This window comes from Rhodococcus sp. OS5 (assembly GCF_056837585.1).
This window is the reverse complement of the sequence record NZ_CM166368.1, coordinates 4,334,566-4,355,000: the sequence shown is the minus strand read 5'-3', so window position 1 is coordinate 4,355,000 and position 20,435 is coordinate 4,334,566. Positions and strand designations below refer to the sequence as shown.

13 protein-coding genes, 2 rRNA genes and 1 riboswitch (1 of these 16 running past the window's edge) are annotated in these 20,435 nt (G+C 60.4%); of the genes, 10 read left to right on the top strand and 5 right to left on the bottom strand.

Features of this window, described 5'->3' with window-relative positions; translation table 11 throughout:
- The 3 genes from ACVZUB_RS20170 to ACVZUB_RS20160 all read left to right on the top strand — a co-directional run.
- Positions 1–1,328, top strand: a 23S ribosomal RNA gene (locus tag ACVZUB_RS20170) (it extends 1,808 nt beyond the left edge of the window).
- A gap of 153 nt (positions 1,329–1,481) precedes the next feature.
- A 5S ribosomal RNA gene (gene rrf, locus ACVZUB_RS20165) occupies positions 1,482–1,598 on the top strand.
- A gap of 524 nt (positions 1,599–2,122) precedes the next feature.
- Complete coding sequence (locus tag ACVZUB_RS20160; RefSeq protein ID WP_482627698.1) at positions 2,123–3,412, top strand: plasmid pRiA4b ORF-3 family protein; 1,290 nt, start codon at positions 2,123–2,125, stop codon at positions 3,410–3,412.
- Positions 3,413–3,493: 81 nt separating this feature from the next.
- Here ACVZUB_RS20160 and ACVZUB_RS20155 read toward each other — a convergent pair whose 3' ends face one another.
- Entirely contained in the window at positions 3,494–4,069 is a 576-nt protein-coding gene (locus ACVZUB_RS20155) for a TerD family protein (protein WP_003940660.1), read from the bottom strand.
- 113 nt (positions 4,070–4,182) lie between these two features.
- Positions 4,183–7,365, bottom strand: a complete 3,183-nt coding sequence (locus ACVZUB_RS20150) for a DEAD/DEAH box helicase (RefSeq protein ID WP_482627697.1) — start codon at positions 7,363–7,365, stop codon at positions 4,183–4,185.
- Between the two features lie 112 nt (positions 7,366–7,477).
- On the opposite strand from ACVZUB_RS20150, the gene ACVZUB_RS20145 reads away from it, so the two are divergent.
- Positions 7,478–8,605, top strand: a complete 1,128-nt coding sequence (locus ACVZUB_RS20145) for an alpha/beta hydrolase (protein WP_482627696.1) — start codon at positions 7,478–7,480, stop codon at positions 8,603–8,605.
- Between the two features lie 52 nt (positions 8,606–8,657).
- Here ACVZUB_RS20145 and ACVZUB_RS20140 read toward each other — a convergent pair whose 3' ends face one another.
- Together ACVZUB_RS20140 and ACVZUB_RS20135 are read right to left on the bottom strand one after the other, a co-directional pair.
- Positions 8,658–9,017 carry an excalibur calcium-binding domain-containing protein gene (locus tag ACVZUB_RS20140; protein ID WP_003940648.1) on the bottom strand — a complete coding sequence of 120 codons (360 nt, stop codon included), beginning with the start codon at positions 9,015–9,017 and terminating at the stop codon, positions 8,658–8,660.
- 172 nt (positions 9,018–9,189) lie between these two features.
- Complete coding sequence (locus tag ACVZUB_RS20135) at positions 9,190–10,563, bottom strand: dicarboxylate/amino acid:cation symporter (protein WP_003940669.1); 1,374 nt, start codon at positions 10,561–10,563, stop codon at positions 9,190–9,192.
- 339 nt (positions 10,564–10,902) lie between these two features.
- Between ACVZUB_RS20135 and ACVZUB_RS20130 the strand changes: the two genes are divergently transcribed.
- The 3 genes from ACVZUB_RS20130 (at position 10,903) to ACVZUB_RS20120 (ending at position 14,717) form a co-directional block, all read left to right on the top strand.
- On the top strand, positions 10,903–11,808 hold the full coding sequence (locus ACVZUB_RS20130) for a phosphodiesterase (protein WP_083059554.1): 906 nt from the start codon (positions 10,903–10,905) through the stop codon (positions 11,806–11,808).
- A gap of 78 nt (positions 11,809–11,886) precedes the next feature.
- Positions 11,887–12,000: riboswitch (SAM riboswitch) on the top strand.
- A gap of 87 nt (positions 12,001–12,087) precedes the next feature.
- A complete protein-coding gene (locus tag ACVZUB_RS20125; protein ID WP_245361465.1) occupies positions 12,088–13,329 on the top strand; it encodes an LLM class flavin-dependent oxidoreductase in 1,242 nt (413 codons plus the stop codon).
- 20 nt (positions 13,330–13,349) lie between these two features.
- Positions 13,350–14,717 (top strand): NtaA/DmoA family FMN-dependent monooxygenase, encoded by a 1,368-nt coding sequence (locus tag ACVZUB_RS20120; protein WP_007729254.1) that lies wholly within the window; start codon positions 13,350–13,352, stop codon positions 14,715–14,717.
- Positions 14,718–14,768: 51 nt separating this feature from the next.
- Here ACVZUB_RS20120 and ACVZUB_RS20115 read toward each other — a convergent pair whose 3' ends face one another.
- Entirely contained in the window at positions 14,769–16,262 is a 1,494-nt protein-coding gene (locus tag ACVZUB_RS20115; protein ID WP_020970156.1) for a stealth family protein, read from the bottom strand.
- 280 nt (positions 16,263–16,542) lie between these two features.
- Between ACVZUB_RS20115 and ACVZUB_RS20110 the strand changes: the two genes are divergently transcribed.
- The 3 genes from ACVZUB_RS20110 to ACVZUB_RS20100 all read left to right on the top strand — a co-directional run bounded on the left by ACVZUB_RS20110 (position 16,543) and on the right by ACVZUB_RS20100 (position 20,426).
- Positions 16,543–16,776, top strand: coding sequence for a hypothetical protein (locus ACVZUB_RS20110; RefSeq protein ID WP_007729258.1), 234 nt, complete (start codon positions 16,543–16,545; stop codon positions 16,774–16,776).
- A gap of 360 nt (positions 16,777–17,136) precedes the next feature.
- The gene (locus ACVZUB_RS20105) at positions 17,137–17,691 is read left to right on the top strand and encodes a hypothetical protein (RefSeq protein ID WP_156888934.1); all 555 of its coding nucleotides are present in this window, start codon (positions 17,137–17,139) and stop codon (positions 17,689–17,691) included.
- Entirely contained in the window at positions 17,688–20,426 is a 2,739-nt protein-coding gene (locus tag ACVZUB_RS20100) for a vWA domain-containing protein (protein WP_338477636.1), read from the top strand. The genes ACVZUB_RS20105 and ACVZUB_RS20100 overlap by 4 nt, the downstream gene beginning before the upstream one ends.
- Positions 20,427–20,435 lie beyond the last annotated feature (9 nt).

Sequence of the window (20,435 nt, the reverse complement as noted above, 5' to 3'; positions counted from 1 at the left end):
CCTCTAGCGAGCTTTCACACGGCCCGTACCCCAAACCGACACAGGTGGTCAGGTAGAGAATACTAAGGCGATCGAGATAACTATGGTTAAGGAACTCGGCAAAATGCCCCCGTAACTTCGGGAGAAGGGGGGCCCTGTCTGGTGACGACATTTACTGTCTGAGCTGGGTGGGGCCGCAGAGACCAGTGAGAAGCGACTGTTTACTAAAAACACAGGTCCGTGCGAAGTCGTAAGACGATGTATACGGACTGACGCCTGCCCGGTGCTGGAAGGTTAAGAGGACCGGTTAGTTCCTTCGGGAGCGAAGCTGAGAATTTAAGCCCCAGTAAACGGCGGTGGTAACTATAACCATCCTAAGGTAGCGAAATTCCTTGTCGGGTAAGTTCCGACCTGCACGAATGGCGTAACGACTTCTCAGCTGTCTCAACCGTAGACTCGGCGAAATTGCATTACGAGTAAAGATGCTCGTTACGCGCGGCAGGACGAAAAGACCCCGGGACCTTCACTACAGCTTGGTATTGGTGTTCGGTTCGGTTTGTGTAGGATAGGTGGGAGACTGTGAAGCGGTGACGCCAGTTATCGTGGAGTCGTTGTTGAAATACCACTCTGATCGAATTGGACCTCTAACCTCGGACCATGATCTGGTTCAGGGACAGTGCCTGGTGGGTAGTTTAACTGGGGCGGTTGCCTCCCAAAATGTAACGGAGGCGCCCAAAGGTTCCCTCAGCCTGGTTGGCAATCAGGTGTCGAGTGCAAGTGCACAAGGGAGCTTGACTGTGAGACTGACAGGTCGAGCAGGGACGAAAGTCGGGACTAGTGATCCGGCACCGGCAAGTGGAAGCGGTGTCGCTCAACGGATAAAAGGTACCCCGGGGATAACAGGCTGATCTTCCCCAAGAGTCCATATCGACGGGATGGTTTGGCACCTCGATGTCGGCTCGTCGCATCCTGGGGCTGGAGTAGGTCCCAAGGGTTGGGCTGTTCGCCCATTAAAGCGGCACGCGAGCTGGGTTTAGAACGTCGTGAGACAGTTCGGTCTCTATCCGCCGCGCGCGTTAGAAACTTGAGGAAGGCTGTCCCTAGTACGAGAGGACCGGGACGGACGAACCTCTGGTGTGCCAGTTGTTCCGCCAGGAGCACCGCTGGTTAGCTACGTTCGGAAGGGATAACCGCTGAAAGCATCTAAGCGGGAAGCCTGTTCCAAGATGAGGTTTCTCACCCCCTCGAGGGGGTAAGGCCCCCGGCAGACCACCGGGTTGATAGGCCAGAACTGGAAGTGCAGTAATGCATGCAGGTGACTGGTACTAATAGGCCGAGGACTTACCACAAAGAAGCTACGCGTCCACTGTGCGGTATCTGAAACAACACACAGATACTGATGAGAAACCCTGCTTTCTCCATCCCCCAACACCAGAAACTGGTGTTGACGGGTGGTGAAACCAGGTGATCAGAAGAAGGTTACTGTGACAGTTTCATAGAGTTACGGCGGTCATAGCGAAGGGGAAACGCCCGGTCCCATTCCGAACCCGGAAGCTAAGCCCTTCAGCGCCGATGGTACTGCACTCGACAGGGTGTGGGAGAGTAGGACACCGCCGAACACACATTAGAGAAGCCCCCCAACCAGTGATGGTTGGGGGGCTTTCTCGTACCCAAAACACCCCACCACCATCACCCGAAAGTACCTTCGCCGGCCCCGACTTCGAGCGAACGGCACTGTCGTCGCCTCAGATCGACCCAACGTACCGTTCGCACCATCAGGGGCGGGCACGCCGCCGACTCACCACCCCGTCCGGGATCGAGTGAACGACACGCTCACCCTCTTAGACGAGGGGAACGGTACGTTCACACCATCAGGGCAGGGATTGGGCGAGGAAGATGCCGTCGCCGATGCACGTAGCGACTTGTTAGCCAAGGTATAGATTGTGAACCGTCTCATAAGTCCGAAGTACTCTCCGATTTTGTGCCTTCGTCCCTAGCACTTTGGCCTAGGCTGAGTCTCATGGTGGGGTTGAGCAGCTCGAGGGTGTCGCATTTGCGACTCGTTCCGACGGAACCTGAAGAACTGCAAAGGTTTGTACAAGAAGCTGGCGGAGGGCGTGGGGGCATTCAGATTGCGCGATCGTTGCGTTCGAAGAGGCGCGCGGTACCGGCGCAATACGCGATACGTATCAGTGTCGACAATGTTTCCACTCAGATCTGGCGACGAATCCTCGTCGCGTCGGATCTGAATCTGGATGACCTGCATTCGGTGGTTCAACGGGCAATGGGGTGGAGTGACCGTCAATCGCACGCGTGGTCCAAGTCCGGCAGCCGATTTCCCGGCGAGGTCGAAGAGTACGTAGCTTCCGGGAGCAACGCCGAGCAGCGTCGGGCCGGCCGAGCGGCGATCGTAGAGTCCGCGGTACGCCTGGACGAGGTCATGGTCTCGCCTGGCGATGAAATCAGTTATCGCTACGGACGCTTCGGGAACTGGCGCCACACGCTGACACTTGAATCTTCCGAAGTACTGCCCGAAGGGTTCCAAGTTGTGTGTGCCGCGGGTCGCGGTGCTTGTCCGCCGGAGGAATGTGTCGGACCTGACGAGTACGAGCAACTCCTCGGTGTTCTCGCTTCGGAGAAGCTGCGCTCCCATGAATGGACCCTCGAATGGCCACAAACTGATTTCGAGCCGACACGATTCGAGATCGCTGAGGTCAATAATCGACTGCATAGTCCTAGACCGGACGAGATCGCTGCGTCGTACGACATTGCAAAGCTCGTCGAATGCCTGGGACCCTCGCGAGTCCCGGAACTGCACGCGGTCCTCGCCCGAGCAGGCATTGACGATCAGTCGGCAATCGGGGAGTTGGTCCACGTCGAGGCGGGCCAACGCCTTCAAGCGGTTCTGGCTCTGATCGGTGTCGAAGGGATCGGTGCCGGTGATTTCTTCACGACGGTCGACGCGATGCTCGACGAACCTGAACTGGGACCTGTAAACCTTCCCCAAGGGCGATCACTCTTCGCAGTGCTCAAGAAGTTCGGCCTGGTGCGAAAGCACAAAGGGCAGATTGTTCTGACGAAGCGGGGACAGTTGGCAGAGCGGGACGCGTCAATGACGTGGTCGGTGATCGTCGAGGGAGTTCCGGTTGCGCCCGGCGGCTCGCAGAGAGCGGTGGAACTCCTTGTCCTCCTTGCCGTAGCCGCCGGCATGTCGCCGGCGGATCGTCATCGTTTCGTCGCGGGAGCGCTGGAGTCGATTCGGTCGTCGAGCATCCTGATGGCTGGAGCTCAGACTTCCAGACGTGACACGTCCGGGAGCACCGTAGAGGTGCTCGGATTGATCGGCGCTACGGGGTACGAGCTGGGGAAGTTCGGCAGCAAAGCGGACTCGCCCTGGGCTGTTCACCTCGCGAGGGCGATCCTGCGGCGTTAACTCGCGCGTCGACACAGACAACCGAAACGGGGTTCGATCCGGCAATGCCGAATCGAACCCCGTTTCGTGTACCGATAGAGATCAGATGTTCACGCCGTAGTCGCGGGCAATTCCGGCCAGTCCCGATGCGTATCCCTGTCCGACTGCACGGAACTTCCATTCGCCATTGTGGCGGTAGAGCTCACCGAAAAGCATGGCTGTCTCGGTGGATGCATCTTCGGAGAGGTCGTAGCGTGCCAGTTCGGAGCCGTTCGACAGATCTACGACGCGGATGTAGGCGTTGGTGACCTGTCCGAAGGACTGGAGTCGCGCATCGGCGTCGTGAATCGAGACGGGGAAGAAGATGTTGGTGACGTTGGGCGGTACAGCCGGGAGGTCGACGTTGATGACCTCGTCGTCGCCGTCACCTTCACCGGTGAGGTTGTCGCCGGTGTGCTCAATGGATCCGTCGGGCGAGCGAAGGTTGTTGTAGAAGACGAAGTGAAGGTCGGAAAGGACCTTGCGTTCCGGGCCGGTGACCAACGCGCTGGCGTCGAGGTCGAAGTCGGCACCACTGGTGCTGCGTGCATCCCAGCCGAGACCGACTGCGACCTTGGTCAGATTGGGTGCGGCCTTCGACAGAGATACGTTGCCGCCCTTGGCAAGTGTGACGCCCATTCAGGTTCCTCTCGTTCGAACGAAGTGGATTTCTTCGTTCGGGAGTTCTGTGTTGTCCGTTCGCGACTCACATTACCGTGAGCGGGTAGGTGCGGTTCGACCGAATAGGCACCTCACTCGAACAGCGCGCGAAGATCCTCGGCGTCGAGTCCGGTGCCCAGTGTGCCTTCGGCATCCATGACATTCGAGAACAATGCCGACTTCTTGGCTTTGAGCGCCATGACCTTCTCTTCGATGGTGTCTTTGGCAATGAGGCGGTAGACCATGACGTTTCGTGTCTGCCCGATGCGGTGAGTACGGTCGACCGCTTGTGCCTCGGCGGCCGGGTTCCACCAGGGGTCGAGAATGAAGCAGTAGTCGGCCTCGGTGAGATTGAGGCCGAAGCCGCCAGCCTTGAGGCTGATCAGGAAGACGGGGACTGCACCAGACTTGAACTCCTCCAACACTTCACCGCGATTGCGCGTCGAACCGTCGAGATAGCTGTACGGAATTCTTTCCTCGTCGAGTCGGTTGCGGACAGAACCGAGGAACCCGGTGAATTGGCTGAAGATCAACGCACGGTGTCCGCCGGCAATGACGTCGTCCAATTGCTCGACGAGAGCGTCGACCTTGGCCGATGGGACGGGTCCGCTTTCCTCGTCGACCAGCGAGACGTCGAGACTGAGTTGGCGTAGCAGCGTCAGCGATTGCAGGATCGTGAATCGGTTCTTGTCGACGTCGTCGAGCAGTCCGAGAATCTTCTGCCGTTCGCGTTGCAGGTGGGTGTCGTATATCGCGCGATGGCTCGGATGCAACTCGATCTCGAGTACCTGCTCCTGCTTGGGCGGCAAGTCCGCAGCCACCTGTTCCTTGGTGCGCCGCACCATCAGCGGTTTGACGCGTCGTCGCAGTTGCGCCAATCGTTCTGCATCACCGTCTTTTTCGATGGGAGTGCGGTAGAAATCGGTGAAGGTGGTGGGGCTGGGAAACAGTCCCGGTGCAGTGATCGCGAGCAGCGACCACAACTCCATGAGATTGTTCTCCATGGGTGTTCCGGTGATCGCGAGTTTGAACGGTGCGTTCACCGCCCTCGCGCACTGGTGGACCTTGGACTTGTGGTTCTTGGCGAATTGGGCTTCGTCGAGTACCAGTCCGGACCAGCGGCCCGCGGAATACGCATCGGTGTCGAGGCGGAAGAGGGCGTACGACGTCACGACGATGTCCGCCCCGTCGACGAGTGCGGCCAGATCGGTTTTTCTGCGGCGCAGCGTGTCCGTGATGACAGCGGTGTGGAGGGTCGGTGCGAACTTCGCCACTTCGGACTTCCAGTTGGATACGACGCTGGTGGGTGCGACGATCAGAAAGGGAGGCGCGGCTGGATTCGATTGCCTTGCAGCGCAGATCATTGCGAGGGTCTGCAGTGTCTTGCCCAGGCCCATGTCGTCGGCGAGTATGCCGCCCAAGCTGTGCTGGCGCAGGAAATTGAGCCAACGGAATCCGTCGACCTGATAGGGACGTAGCGTTGCCGTCAACGTGTCCGGGACTTCGACCGGATCGATGCCCGAACTGCCGAGCAATCCTGCGATCTGCTTCTTCCATGCTGCTGCTTGATGTTCGACTCTTCCGAGCGCCGTCAATTCTTCCCACAGTCCGGCCTGAAATTTGCTGATCCCGAGTTTGCCGGTAGGCCGATCGAGTAGCGACCGCGCTTCGGTGATGAGACGGTGCAGGCCGAGTAGTTCAGGTGCGTCGAGCCGAAAGAAGGCGCCGTCCGGTAGCAGTATGTGAGTCTCGCCCTTGCTCAGAGCAGAGAACAGTGTTGTGAACGGAACGCTTTGTCCCGCAACATCGACGGTGACATCGAGGTCGAACCAGTCGGATCCGCTGTCCCCGTCGGGGGCTGATGTGCTGAGGCCGATCACGACAGCGTCGTCTGCAGGCCGGTAGTCGGCGGGGGTTCCTGCAACCGTGAGGTCGATGGCGTCGTGCGCTTCGAGTTGGGGCAGGAGGTCGAGTGTGAACTGCATGGAATCGAGGCCGGTCAAAGTTCCCGCGAGAGTGGCCTTCGCCGCGGCCGCGCCGAGGCTGTTAGTGATGGCATCTTCGGCAGCGTGATTGCGGACCTCGGACTCGTCGGTGGTTGCATCGGCGGTAGAAATGATCAGTTCGTCGGCATCGACGGTGTACTTCCATGCCGACTCGATGTCGATGCGGTGGTCGCCTTCGTAAGTGGCCATCAGTTGTAGCCGAGGACCGGACACAGTCGGTGGGTTGTAAGCACCGTCGGAAGATAGGACGGGAGCGAGGCTTCCGAGTTTGAACACGAACCGCGAAGTGAACGTATCCCGATGCTCGGCGGGTATGTCGACTGACTTTCCGGAGTCGATCAACTGCCTCAATTGGTGGGTGACCGGCGTGTGCAGTGGTGCGAGCGTGATCGCGTTGGCGGCGTCGAGCGCGAAGACACCATGTGCCGGTGTACCGACAAGTCCCCAGTCGGAATGGGTGATGATGTGCCCATCGGTCTGAATTCGGGGAGTGAGACGGAGGTTGTTGTCTTCCGCTCCGTGGACGTCGAGGCAGATGCTGGCATCGTCGAGTAGGGAGATGTTGCCGAGGCCGGCCTTCGAGTGAACGAGTGAAACGCCGACGCTGATGGCCTCACGAAGAAGCGACCAGAGTTGCGGGCTCGCGAACCCGGCAAGATCGATTTCCGCGGCATTTTGATTTCGGTAGAAGTTGCCGGCGCTGTGGAGGAGATGTATGTCGCGTAGAACCCGGAGGTGATCTGCGGGGAACTGAAAAGTGCTTCCGAGTTTGTTCCAGGCGAGCCCGCCGGAGATCCACCCTCTCGCTCCTGGTTGTACGGGTTTGATGATGAGCCGTGTCGATGCGCCCTTGGTTCGGGTGGTGAATTGAATGCCAAGTCCACGTGTAGTACGGCCGGCCGGGTCTGGTCGGAGCAACTCCTCGAGCGCGCTGTCCCATCCGAGGTGTTGTGGAGTCTTGTTCGCCTCGGCAACCGCTGCGAGCACCAACGCGACTACGTGCTTGCAGTTCATCCGCACGGGACACGTGCAGAGGCCACGCGTGAACGTTGCTGTACCGGCCGCGCTGCGACTTACCGAAATCGTGCAGGTGTACGGCTCTCGCGCAGTTCCCGATACAGCGCCGGTCAAGGTGTCAGCGGTGTCGTTCCATCCGATGGATTCGACTGCATTCTGCCGCAGGTAGACAAGTCCACGTTCGTAGGTGGTTGTGCCCACGACAGCGCGAATTCGGTCGAGGTCGAGGGCCCTGACTGAATCCGGTTGCACGGGGGCCAGCCTAGTAGCGGCGACCGACAGATCTTGTCGTGGTCGTTTGTCCAAGAAAGTCCGAACTGCACGGTATGTTCACGGAAACATCTTTGACTGGTTTGGGAGTTTCATGAGGACTGAGCGGCGTGCGTGGATTCGATCTGCGCGCACAGGTGCGGTGTGTTTGGCCGTCTGTGCACTTTCTTTGCAATTGGGCGGACTGTCGACGGCAGCGCCGAGTTCCGGAAGCTCGGGTAGTTCGGGAAGCTCGGGAAGTCTGGGCAGCGTCGAGGGAAGCGTGAGCTCGGGGTCGACGATCCCGGGACCACTTCAGGAGGATCCGGGCCCCAAACCGGACCTGCGCGACGACATCGTCGTCCCGGCCATCGTCGGCGAGAAGGTGACCGCACCACAGGCGGTCAGGCTGACGGTGGCGTCGCCTGCACTTCGACGCGAGGTCGGCGTCGAGATTTTGCTACCCGCTGACAATTCGGTTCCGCGCCCAGCGCTGTACATGCTCGAGGGTGTCGACGCCGGAGAGAAAAGCAGCGGATGGATGACGATCGGCGGCGCCCCGGCGTTCTTCGCCGACAAGAACGTCAACGTCGTGATGCTCAATGGCGGAATCGCGAGCCTGTACTCGGACTGGGAGAATCCGGATCCGCGGCTGGGACTGCACAAGTGGGAAACCTTCATCACCGAGGAGTTGCCACCGCTGATCGACGCGCGACTCGAGACCAACGGAATCAACGCGATTGCCGGCAATTCCATGGGCGCGATGGGCGCAATGATGCTCGCCCAACGCTTTCCGGACATGTACCGCGGCGTTGCCGTGTTCAGCGGCTGCTATTCCACGATGGATCCGCTCGGCCGAACTGCCGTCCAGGCCACGATATCGTCTCGAAGTGGAGATCCGGCCAACATCTGGGGTGTGCCAGGGGGACCGGAGTGGGAGGCACACGATTCGTTGATCAACGCAAAGAAGTTGCGTGGCAAGGAAATCTACGTGTCGACTGCAAACGGTCGTCCCGGGTCCGACGAGACGCTGCAGACTCCTGAACTGCTCGAGCGTCTGGTGATCGGCGGCGGCATCGAGGTTGCCGCCCACGCCTGCACCAAGATGTTCGACGCGCGGTTGCAGGAGCTGAAGATTCCGGCGCAGGTGGATTACGAGCCGAACGGCACGCACGCGTGGGCGTATTGGCGTGAACGACTGCCGAAGGCGTGGCCGACTCTGTCCCGGGCATTGGGCGTCTGACGGTTCGACAACAGTGCTCGGGTTGTGGATGCACCACAACCCGAGCGTTGGATCACTCGCAGGCGATGCCGTCGTTGTCGCGGTCGAGATGCGGGGCGTATCCGTTCTGGCCCCGGTACAACGGAGCTGCGCCGGCATTACGAACGGCTGTGCAGTTCTGGTAGTACCGCGCTGGTGCGGGAGTGTTCTGCGGCGCCGGCTGGTTCTGGGGCGCTTGCGGAGCGGGCGGCGCCGGCGGTGCGAAGACCGGGGGAAGGAACGGCTGGACTGCGTCGGCAGAGCCAGTCGGAATCATGCGTGCGATCTCGATCGGTAGGAAATCGAAAACCGTGGATGCCTGAGCGGCGGGTGCGGCAACCAGAGTGATTGCGGCGCAACCTGCGACGCTGAATGCCAGACGGCGGAGCTTCATGTGACCTCGTGTTCAACTGGGCAGCCCTTCCACTTCTGAGGGCTGTGCCGGCTGAGCATACTGGTCATAACGACCAAATGGTTTATTTCGGTAAGGGTGAAATCTGGGGTGAAAAGCAGCGTCCCCGCAACGTATTGCTCAGGTGCGGGGACGCTGCTGTTGTCATCGAGGGTTACGCGTCGACAAGTTCCTCGGCGAAGGGATCACCGTTGCGGGGAGCGTCGAAGCGCTCCTTGTCGAGGATTCCCTCACGCTTTGCGACGATGACCGGAACCAGAGCCTGGCCGGTGACGTTGACTGCGGTGCGGCCCATGTCGACGATCGGTTCGACTGCGAGGAGCAGTCCGACGCCGGCAAGGGGAAGACCCAGGGTGGAGAGCGTGAGTGTGAGCATGACTGTCGCACCGGTGGTTCCGGCCGTTGCTGCCGAGCCGATGACCGAAACGACGACGATCAACAGGTAGTCGGTGAAGGTCAACGGAACGTCGTAGAAGCCTGCGACGAAGATCGCCGCGATCGCGGGATAGATTGCGGCGCAACCGTCCATCTTCGTGGTGGCACCGAGCGGAACGGCGAACGAGGCGTACTCACGAGGAACACCGAGGTTGCGTTCGGTGACGCGTTCGGTCAGAGGCAGAGTGCCGATCGACGAGCGCGAGACGAAGCCGAGTTGAGTTGCAGGCCAGACACCGGAGAAGAAGCTTCGGACCGAGAGGCCGTGCGCGGCAATCAGGATGGGGTAGACCACGAAGAAGACGATGGCCAGACCGATGTAGATGGCCGCGGTGAATACGCCGAGCGAGCCGATTGCATCCCAGCCGTAGGTGGCGACAGCGTTGGCGATCAGTGCGGCCGTACCGATTGGGGCGAGGCGAATGATCCACCACAGGACCTTCTGGACGATCGCGAGCAGCGAAGCGTTGAACTCGAGGAACGGCGCAGCCTTGGGGCCGATCTTCAGTGCAGCAATGCCGATTGCGCCGGCGATGACGAGCAGCTGCAGGACGTTGAAGCTCAGCGATGTAGTCGCCACGCCTTCGGCGACGGAAGTCTTTGCACCCAACCCCAGGAAGTTGTTCGGAACCAGTCCGGTGATGAACGCCCACCACGAACCGGAACTCTTGGGTTCCTTCGCGGCTTCGGCGGCGACGTCGGTCCGTGAACCGGGATCGGTGATCAGGCCGACGATGATGCCGATGATCACAGCGATGAAAGCGGTGATCGCGAACCAGAGCAAGGTCTGTACGGCCAGGCGAGCTGCATTGGCGACCTGGCGCAGGTTGGCGATGGAGCTGACAATGGCGGTGAACACCAGCGGGATCACCGCAACGGTGAGCAGCTTGACGTAACTCGAACCGATGGTCTGCACGGTGCCGACCAACCAGTTGACGTTGCCGTCGGCCGCATCAGGCATTGCCCGGGCGACGAGACCGATGATGACGCCGAGTACGAGACCGGCGACGATCTGCGGTCCGAATGCCGTCGCCCAGGACGGAAAACGGGACGTGGACTTTTCCGGCACGCCGGTGGAGGTGGAGCTGGGCATGACTATGCCTTTCGAAAATCAAGGGAGCGAAACGCAGCGCGGCACCAGAGGCCGGGCAGATTCGAAGAAATGTTTCCTGGTACGCGTCAGGTCAGAGCGAGCGCGTACACATTGCGCTCGCCTGCAGGCGAAGGTCGACGTAACGCCGACTGGTCAGGAACAACACTGTCCACACACTACTCGCAGCTTCAACTACTCGATCCCGAGGGTCGCCGCGGGAGTTCGCTTCGTGTTCGTCGGGTGTGCCCCGATCAGTCACTGTTGGTCGGTTGACTAGTCTCGACGATCAGTAGGTGCCGCACCGGCGCCTACGCGTCGGCAAGCGGAAGCGAGAGACCGATGAGCGTTCGGAATGCCGAGTACCCGCGTCCGAAGCATTTCCTGGTGCACCTCAGTGACACGCATCTGGTGGCTCAGGGGGAGTTGTACGACGCCGTGGATGCGTCGACGAGATTGCGGGAAGTTCTCAGCGGGATCGTGGCCTCGGGCGCACGCCCGGATGCACTGATATTCACCGGCGACCTGACCGACCAGGGACACCCCGACGCATACGCGGAATTGAAAGCCATCGTGGAACCCGTGGCGGCCGAGATCGATGCGCAGGTCGTCTGGGCGATGGGCAACCACGACGACCGCCCTACGTTCAGATCTCTGCTGTTGGGCGAGGACGCCACCGATCATCCCGTCGACAACGTCTACGACCTTGACGGACTGCGGGTGATCACCCTGGATTCGTCGGTTCCCGGGCATCACTACGGTGAGATAACGGATGTCCAATTGGATTGGCTACGAGCAGAATTGGCGGTGCCGGCGCCCGACGGAACAATTCTGGCGCTGCATCATCCGCCTGTTCCGTGTATTCAGGATCTCGCGGTTCTGGTGGAGTTGCGCGATCAGTCCCGGTTGGCAGACGTCTTGCGTGGCAGCGACGTCCGGGCGATTCTTGCCGGGCACCTGCACTATTCGACGACGGCGACGTTCGCCGGCATTCCGGTTTCCGTGGCGTCGTCGACGTGTTACACCCAGGACTTGAACGTGGAAGTCGGTGGTCAGCGTGGTCGTGACGGGGCTCAGGGGTGCAATCTGGTGCACGTGTACGACGAGACAATTGTTCATTCGGTCGTTCCACTCGGCGCGCACGTGACGGTCGGTGAGCCCGTCGACGCGGCCGAGGGTGCCCGGAGGCTCAGTGCTGCCGGCATTCGAATCCTCGAGAGCGAAAAGGCGGCACGCTCGATCATCTGAGGTGGAAGGCGGTTTCCGGCACCCACGCGCAGTTCTGAGTGATTGCCGGGCGGTCGCGTACTCACTACCGTCGAGGTAGGTGCAGAGCTCCAGCAACAAGGACCGGCTAGCTGGACGGCAACCCTTCATGCCGATGGGGTGCCCCGGAATCACACCTGGCGATACGCGCGGTGCGTGTCGCAAGCGGCAGTCGCCACGAGAACCGTCAGTCCGGTGCTGATGGTTTCTGCGGTCGGCACTGTGCGCTCCCGAGTAGTTCTCGAACAGGAGTATGCGCCGATGACCTCCACCCCTTCTTCTCATCTTGCTCCGTTGCATCTCGCCGTAGCGCTGGACGGTGCCGGTTGGCACCCTGCAGCCTGGCGAGAGCCGCACTCGCGCCCGAGTGAGCTGTTCAGCGCGTCGTATTGGACTGACGTGGTGACGACCGCCGAGCGTGGTCTGCTCGATTTCGTCACCATCGAGGACAGTCTCTCGGTGCCAGCCAACCCACTCGAGCCTGTCGACGACGCGGTTGACCGGGTGCGCGCTCGGCTCGACGCACATCTCGTGGCCGCCCGCCTGGCACCGATCACGAGCAACATCGGGTTGATCCCGACCATCACCACCATTCACACCGAACCGTTCCACGTGTCCAAAGCCGTTGCCACGCTGGACTACACCTCGCGCGGTCGCGCCGGGTGGCAGGTGAAGGTGTCGGCGTCGGAATCCGAGGCAGCACATTTCGGGCGCCGCGACATCCCAGCGCTCACCGATGCCGACCGTCAGTCGATCGTTTCAGGCGTCCTCCCGGACTTCGTGCGCGCGCTGTTCGACGAAGCTGCGGAGGCAGCCGACGTCGTCCGGAGACTCTGGGACAGTTGGGAGGACGACGCCGAGATCCGTGATGTGGAGCAGCGCCGATTCATCGACCGGGACAAGCTGCACTACATCGACTTCGAGGGAAAGTACCTCTCGGTCCGTGGACCGTCGGTGACTCCGCGCCCGCCGCAGGGGCATCCCGTCGTCACCGCATTGGCTCATCAGCGGGTCGCGTACGAGCTGGCGGCGCGGACGGCCGATCTGGTGTTCGTGACGCCGTTCGACGACGAGCAGGTCACGGCAATCCTGGGTGAAGTGCGAGCAGCCGAAGAACACGTGCAGCGCACCGGCGAACCGCTTCGGGTCTTCACCGACATCGTCGTATTCTTCGATGCTCCGGAAGAAACCGGAAAGGAACGGCTCGCTCGCCTCGACGCGCAGGCCGGCGCCGAATACCGTTCGGACGCGCTGACCTTCACCGGCACCGCGGCTGAGTTGGCAGATCTTCTGTTCCGGTGGCAGCAGTTGGGAATCGACGGCTTCCGGTTGCGGCCGGGCGTCGTCGTGGACGACCTCGACGCGATCGCAGGTGAGCTGGTACCTGAATTGCAGCGACGCAGCGTATTCCGCACCGAGTATCCGCAGACGAATCTTCGCGGACTGCTTGGCCTACCCATCGACGTTCCCAACCGCTACGCCGCCGGTACTCCGGCCGCCTGACAGACGAGGAATACATTTTCATGAGTTCTCAGAAGCGTAAGCAGGTCATCCTGGGTGCCTACCTCGGCGGCGTCAACCATCACACTGCATGGTGGGATCCGCAGGCGGGCAGCCAGATCGAGTTCGATTCCTTTGAACACACCGCTCGAACCGCCGAGCGTGGGAAGTTCGACTTCTTCTTCCTCGCCGAAGGCCTTGCCCTTCGTGAGCGTGCAGGACAGATTTTCGATCAGGACATCATCGGTAGGCCGGACACCTTCACGGTCCTTGCATCGTTGGCGGCGGTAACCGAACACCTCGGATTGGCCGGCACTATCAATGCCACGTTCAACGAGCCGTACGAACTGGCCCGCCAATTCGCGACGCTCGATCAGTTGTCCGGAGGACGTGCCGCCTGGAACGTCGTCACCTCGTTCGACGCATTCACCGGCCAGAACTTTCGCCGCGGCGGATACCTCGACCGCGCGCAACGATACGAGCGTGCGGAGGAGACCGTAGCGCTGGTGCGTGAACTGTGGGATTCGTGGCGAAGCGACGACATCGTGGCCGACAAGGCATCAGGGCGCTTTCTCGCGCGACCGGATGCCGGTGAATTCGCTTTTCATGGATCGCATTTCGACGTGAACGGCCGATTCACAGTGCCGCGTAGCCCGCAAGGGCGCCCGGTTATTCTGCAGGCCGGGGTGTCGCCGCAGGGGCGCGATTTTGCTGCCGGCAATGCCGACGCGATCTTCTCACCGTACGGTCAGTTGCCCGAGGCGGCCGATTTCTATCGCGATATCAAAGCACGTGCCGTTGCGGCCGGACGTGACCCGGGTGACATCAAGATCCTGCCGTCGGCGAGTTTTGTTCTCGGCACCTCGGAGGCAGATGCGATCGAGAAGTACCGAGAGATTCGCGACCAGCAGGTCACCGGCCAGACCGCTTTGGTTCTGCTCGAACAGATCTGGAATCTCGATCTGTCGAAGTACGACCCCGAAGGACCACTACCCGATATCGCTCCGGATCCCGAGGCTCCGCCGATCATCCAGGGCCGCGCCTTCATTCACCAAGATCGTTTCGCGACCGTCGCAAAACTGCGCGCGGTAGCGGAGAGCAAGAAGTTGAATCTGCGCGAAGTGGTGATCGATCAGTTCGAGCGTGGACCGATCGTCGGTACACCGCAGCAGGTTGCCGAGAAAATAGATTCGTTTGTCAGCAACGACGGTTCGGATGGGTTCATCCTCGGGTCGCACCTTGTGCCGACCGGCCTCGACGAGTTCGTCGACGACGTGGTGCCGCTGCTGCAGGATCGAGGTGTTCTCCGCAGTGACTACGAAGGAACGACGTTGCGTGACAATCTCGGTCTGCCCATTCCGGTGCAACGGGAGCATGTGACAGCACGCTGATCGACCGAAGTAGCAAGGGCCCAGCCGAAATCGGCTGGGCCCTTGTTTCGTCTAGGCTTCCCAGGGCGCCGGGATGGGGTAGTAGCTCTCCAGGAACTCCGTGATCTTGCGTGTCCGAAGTTCCAGATCGATCTCCGGAGCGCTGCCGTCGTTGAGGCAGAAGAAGTCCATGGAGCGCTTGGCGAGCAGTGAGTCCATGTCGCGCAAACCGGCCTTGACCGTCGTGTCGACGTATTTGACGGCGGCGGACTTCTGCACCACCGACCGTCCACTCATGAGCGTGTAGTAGTGGTACAGCGAATTGGTCACCGAGATATTGGAACTCGCGCGGAAGGTGCTTGCTGCAGTGGCCGCGAAGTCTTCGGCGAACTCGCGTTCCATCTCGGCCATCACGCTCTTGCGTAGTGGCGTCGCTGCGTGCTCCAGATGTCTGGTGGTCATCAGACCGAAGCGGTCCTGCAGCAGACGGCGGTTGACGCGGGCCGCATTCTCGAACCCGCTGCGGTCGTTGTCGTTGTGTCCCAATCCGATTCTGGTGTCGGCCTCGATGAACATGCTGATCCCACCGGGGGAGAAGAACATGTCAGGGCCGACGGGGCGACCGAAGAACATGTCGTCATTGGAGTAGAGGAAATGCTCTGCCAGACCCGGAATATGGTGCAGCTGGCACTCGACAGCTTGAGAATTGTGGGTGGGCAACACACTTGGATCGGCGAAGAACTTTTCGCTGGGCATGAACGTGACTCGCGGATCGTCGGCAAGCCAGTCCGGACGATCGGAATCGGTTGCGACGAAGATCCGCCGGATCCACGGCGCGTACATGTGGATAGATCTAAGTGCGTATTTGAGCTCGTCGATCTGACGGAAGCGCGCTTCTGATTCGTCGCCCTCGCCGACGATGTAGTTCTGCATGCGCTTGGCGCGCTGAGCCTGAAACTCTTTGGAAGAACCGTCGACCCAGGAAAAGACAAGATCGATATCGAAGCTGATATCGGAGGCATGATCGGCGAACATGTTCTCGATGGTCGGCCAGATCCGGCCGAATCGCTCGACGGTTCCTCGGACAGCTTCTTCGGGGAGGACGGTTCGTCGTGTCAGTGAGTTCTCGACGGGTAGGACGATTTCTTCGTCGGAAATCGACCACAATTCGATCTGAACGCCGATGTTCGCGCCGTAGTTCATACCGCTTGCGACGTGAACCCTCGGACGGAACAAGCGGAAGATCCGTGACTTGTTGGTTTTCGACAGGGCACCGTCCGCGACAAGGAGCGCTGGACTCTTCTTCGCGTCGACGGTTTTGGAATAGAAGGGTGCGTTTGCGCATCCCTCGACAAGTGCCTGCCGCAGGTTCTTGCGTTCCGTCCAGCTGACCGCGATGACCGGGCGCTCGTCGTTTCCGCGGACGAGTAGATACTCGATTCCTGCGGCGTCGAGGATGTCGCGGATGAAGAGGAGATCTTCGACCATCGCTTCGAGCGGCGTGGTGGTCGTGATCGCGAGGGCAAAACGATTCTTGAATCGGACGGTCTCGGGTAGCTCGCCCATCCGTGCGCGTGACGCGGCCGACGCCGGCTCCACAGGATTGGGGCTGTCCTGCTCCGGAGGTACGAAGTAGATGTCGTGCGGAGCGGGAGATTCTGTAATGGGATGCCTTCCGATTCTGATCCAGCTGTGTATCTGTCGCCCCCGACGCTGCGAGAGCGTGGTGGCGACGAGCTCAGTCTATGCCGTCGGCGCCGAAAGTCGGACATGAGTGACGGGGATGGGTAGCGCGGGGCGAGTCGGGTACCCCGAGGACCGAAGCGAGAGTGAAGGAGGAGAACCGATGCGTGTGAAAGCGATGGTCGGAACAGGCGCGATGGCGGTTGCGCTGGCCGCCGGCCCAGTTGCGACAGCGTCTGCGGAGCGAACCGAGGCAGCGGGGTCGGAGGGTTCACCGGAGATGCTGACCTGCGAGGTTGTCTTCGATGCACTCGAAGACATGAGCCCGGAATGGACGGAAGAGGGGATCGATCAGGTCGAAGACTGGTGTGAGGCGATCACCGGCGAAGAAGACTGACACCAACTCGTCGGGGCGAGAATCGCATGAAAATAGGTGAAAGGAATCGGCGGATGAGTGTTGTGCTTATCCTCTACTGTTACTGAATCGATCGAGAATCATACTTTAGTACTACTTGTTGCGATGATTGTCGACGCGAACTTCCTCTCTTTTGCGGGTCGGCGCGAAATATGTCCGACACATGTGGTGATATGTCCTCGTGCAACTGCCATCGGTCGTCCAGCGGTGATCACTTTCTGACGCACGTAGTGAGACTATGTGGGAGACCGAGTGCCGTAGGCGGTCTGGACGACCTGTTGTTTCGAAAGCCCTCCAGTTTTGGAAGACCCGTTTCAATCATTCATTGCAAGGAGTGCTTCGTTGGCGAGTTCACCCGACCCGTTCGACTTCAGTGACTATTCGCGCCCGGAAACAGATTCGGGGACTCGGCGAGAGCCTGATTCGGCCGATTTCACCAGATTTTCGGGGGCGTTCGATCAAGATCCGGGCAATCACCGAGGCTTCGCGCCCTCGGAGTTGGCGCCCTCGGAGTTTGCGCAGTCAGGCTTGAGTCCACAATATTCGAGTAGTGGTCCGGGACCTTTCGGTTCTGACGTCGGACCGGCAACCGTTCGTGCCGTGACCCCGCCGGTCGTTTGGTTGAGCGCTGCGGGCTTTGTGGCGGTGGTCGGCGTTGTCATTGCGCTCTGCTCCTTCGCATCGGGGACTTTGGCCGTCGTTGCCTGGACTCTCAGCGGCATTGTCGCGATAGGCGTTCTCGCAGCATTCACAGTGCGTGATACCCGTGCACGAGCGAGTGCGTTCTACTCACAACCGGTGTGGATCCCATGGGTGGTCCGCGCTGTACTCGTCATTTCCTGTGCCGGCGTTTTGATCAGTGCATGGAATATCGCAGATTGGATTGGACGGCTGTGAGTAAAGTGCGCACCGGTGCGCTGTTGGTTTTCGGGTTACTCGCCCTCAATTTCGTGACCGGGACTGGTGCTGCATCGGCGCTGCCGTCCGACGGTTCAGATTCGGCGGTGGGGGACTTCGGTTCCTGCCTTGCATCCCAGCAAACCGGCGACCTGCTCCTCCTGATCGACGAATCGTCGAGTTTGCAGGCTTCCGATCCCGAAGCTGCGCGAGTAAGTGCCGCTAACTTTCTCCTGGATCGGCTGACCGCATTCGGTTCCACCGCAGCAGTCGATCTCAATGTCGCAATCGCAGGATTTTCCAGTGAGTACAACCTCCAATCGTCATGGACGCCACTGAACGCCGGTTCGCTCCCTGAATTGCAAAAGTCCGTGGATTCGTTTCGGAATCGAAACCAGGGCATCGACACGGACTACTGGAACGCCTTGGAGGGCGCGCGAGGAACGCTCGCCGACCGCCCGCGTACCTCGGATGGTTCCAACCGTTGCCAAGCCGTGGCGTGGTTCTCTGACGGAAAGCTCGATTTTTCGGAGCGCGACGAGAGCAAGCCGTATGCACCGGGGGCGTCTCTGAATTCGGGTATCGGAGTGAACCAAGTGATCGCGGCGGCGACTGAGTCGATTTGTCGCCCCGCTGGTATAGCCGACCAGCTTCGTAGTGTTGGTGTCAAGGTATTCGGAATCGGCCTTGCCGCGGGAACTTCCGTAGCCCAGGATTTCGACCTCATGCGATCGATCACCGCAGGTTTGGCTCCGGATAGCGCAACGTGCGGCAGGGTTCAGGCTCCATCGCCTGGAGAGTTCTTTCTCGCGGAGAACATCGACGATCTTCTTTTTGCCTTCGACACCTTGAGTACACCGGGCCAAGCACCGCTTTCACAGGAAAGCGGTGTCTGTTCGCGTGAAGTTTGCGAGGAAGGCAAGCACAGGTTTGTTCTCGACCGATCGATCAGCGCGGTTAACGTTCTAGGTTTCACTGACGCGGTTGGACTGGTTCCGACCCTGGTAGCGCCGAATAGTGAGAAGTTGCCGCTGCCTCTGACGGCCATTGGGGAGGACGGCCGTGGTCGTCTCGGCGGGGTCGAGGTCGAATACCGATGGGAATCTCCTAACTCGATCTCCTTTGCGATGTCTGACGCCGATTCGGTTCAGTGGCAGGGAGTGTGGGCTCTGGCATTCGTGGATCCGACCGGAGAAGCGTTGCAAGCTCGTTCGAAGTCGAACATCCACATCTCCGGAAACCTGTATCCCGCTTGGCTCGGGCAAAAAACGACGGCAGTTCATTCAGGGGAGAAGACGAGTGCTGTCGAACTTGGTGTCGTGGGGGCCGATCGCAAGCCGATTGACCCCGCGACTCTCCTCGGCAAAGCGCTCTTGTCTGTCGCGATTATTGATTCAGCGGGTCAGACGCATGAAGTCGCTGAGCCGCTCCTCAAAGATCGAATTGGAGACTCGGTAGAGCTGGACCTTTCAGAGGTGCCTGCCGGTAGTTCGATCTTGCGGCTCACATTGAATGTGACTACGGCAGACGCGACGCGGGCTGACGGCGGTGTCGAGCCCGGCACTGAGCTGACGCCTCAGTCAGTCGACATTCCGCTTCAGATCGCTCCACCTATAGGATATCCGTCGGTGCCAGCGCGTATCGATTTCGGCACGCTGGAGGGTGCCGGGAGCTTCGATCGCACGATCAGTGTGACAGGGCCAGGCTGCGTTCGTTTCGATCCAGGTACCCCTGTGGCGCTCACCGGCGTGCCAGACGGTATCGGAACATTCACTGTGGTTGGTGCGAACGGTGATGTGCGATCGGATTGCGCCGAATCCGACGCGGGACTGCCGGTCTCCCTGTCGATCGAGAACGCGGTTAACGGCACTGTCAGTGGAACACTTTCGCTGATGGTTTCACCTGAGGGCGAGAGCGACCGCGAGATCACGGTTCCGGTTCAATTCAGCGCGGACGTACAGAAGCCTGTCGATTCCGCACGCTTCTGGGTGACTCTTGTTTTAGCGTTGCTGCTCGGGCCGGGTATCCCGTTGGTGTTTTTGTACGGGGCGAAGTGGATGACCGCAAAGATTCCGGCAGTGGGACTCAAGGCCCGTCAGATTCCGATCGAAGTCCGCGAAGGGGCCATCCTTCGCGCGGGGCGTCCTTTCGAGTTGGATGAACGCGATTTGGTGGAATCGGTGCGTGGAATGCACAAGTCCGCACGGGTTCTGGACGCCGACGGGGTTCAGTTGCGGACGCGGATTGGATGGTCGCCAATAGGTGCCGGGTACGTGAGTGCGTCCGTGCCGGGAATGCGTGGCGCGTCGAGCGTTCTGCCCGCCACCGATCGACAAGGAGACGGACGACTTCCCTTGGCGGTTCACAACACTTGGGTTGTCTTCCACGATCCTTCAGGTCCCGCTGAGGCGGCGGTGCTCCTCTTGCTTGTAGGCACTGATTCCGATTCGGCTCGTGTGGACGCCTTGATCGAGGACGCCAGGCGGAGTGTTCCAGCGGCGGTCACACACTTGCGGACTCAGTTCGGTGAAGGATCGGGCTCCGACGGAGAATCGCCGGGTGCTGCATCCGAGCAGCAATATTCCCGACGGGGCGACCCATTCGGTGGGCCTTCCGGAGCACAAGGCGGTGGAACAGGCGGCGATACGGCCACGAGGATCACGGATGCTCCCGATCCTTTCGCGCCACCGAGCGGGTTCGACCCTTTCGCGCCACCGGATGGGCGTGTCAGGTAATGACGTTCA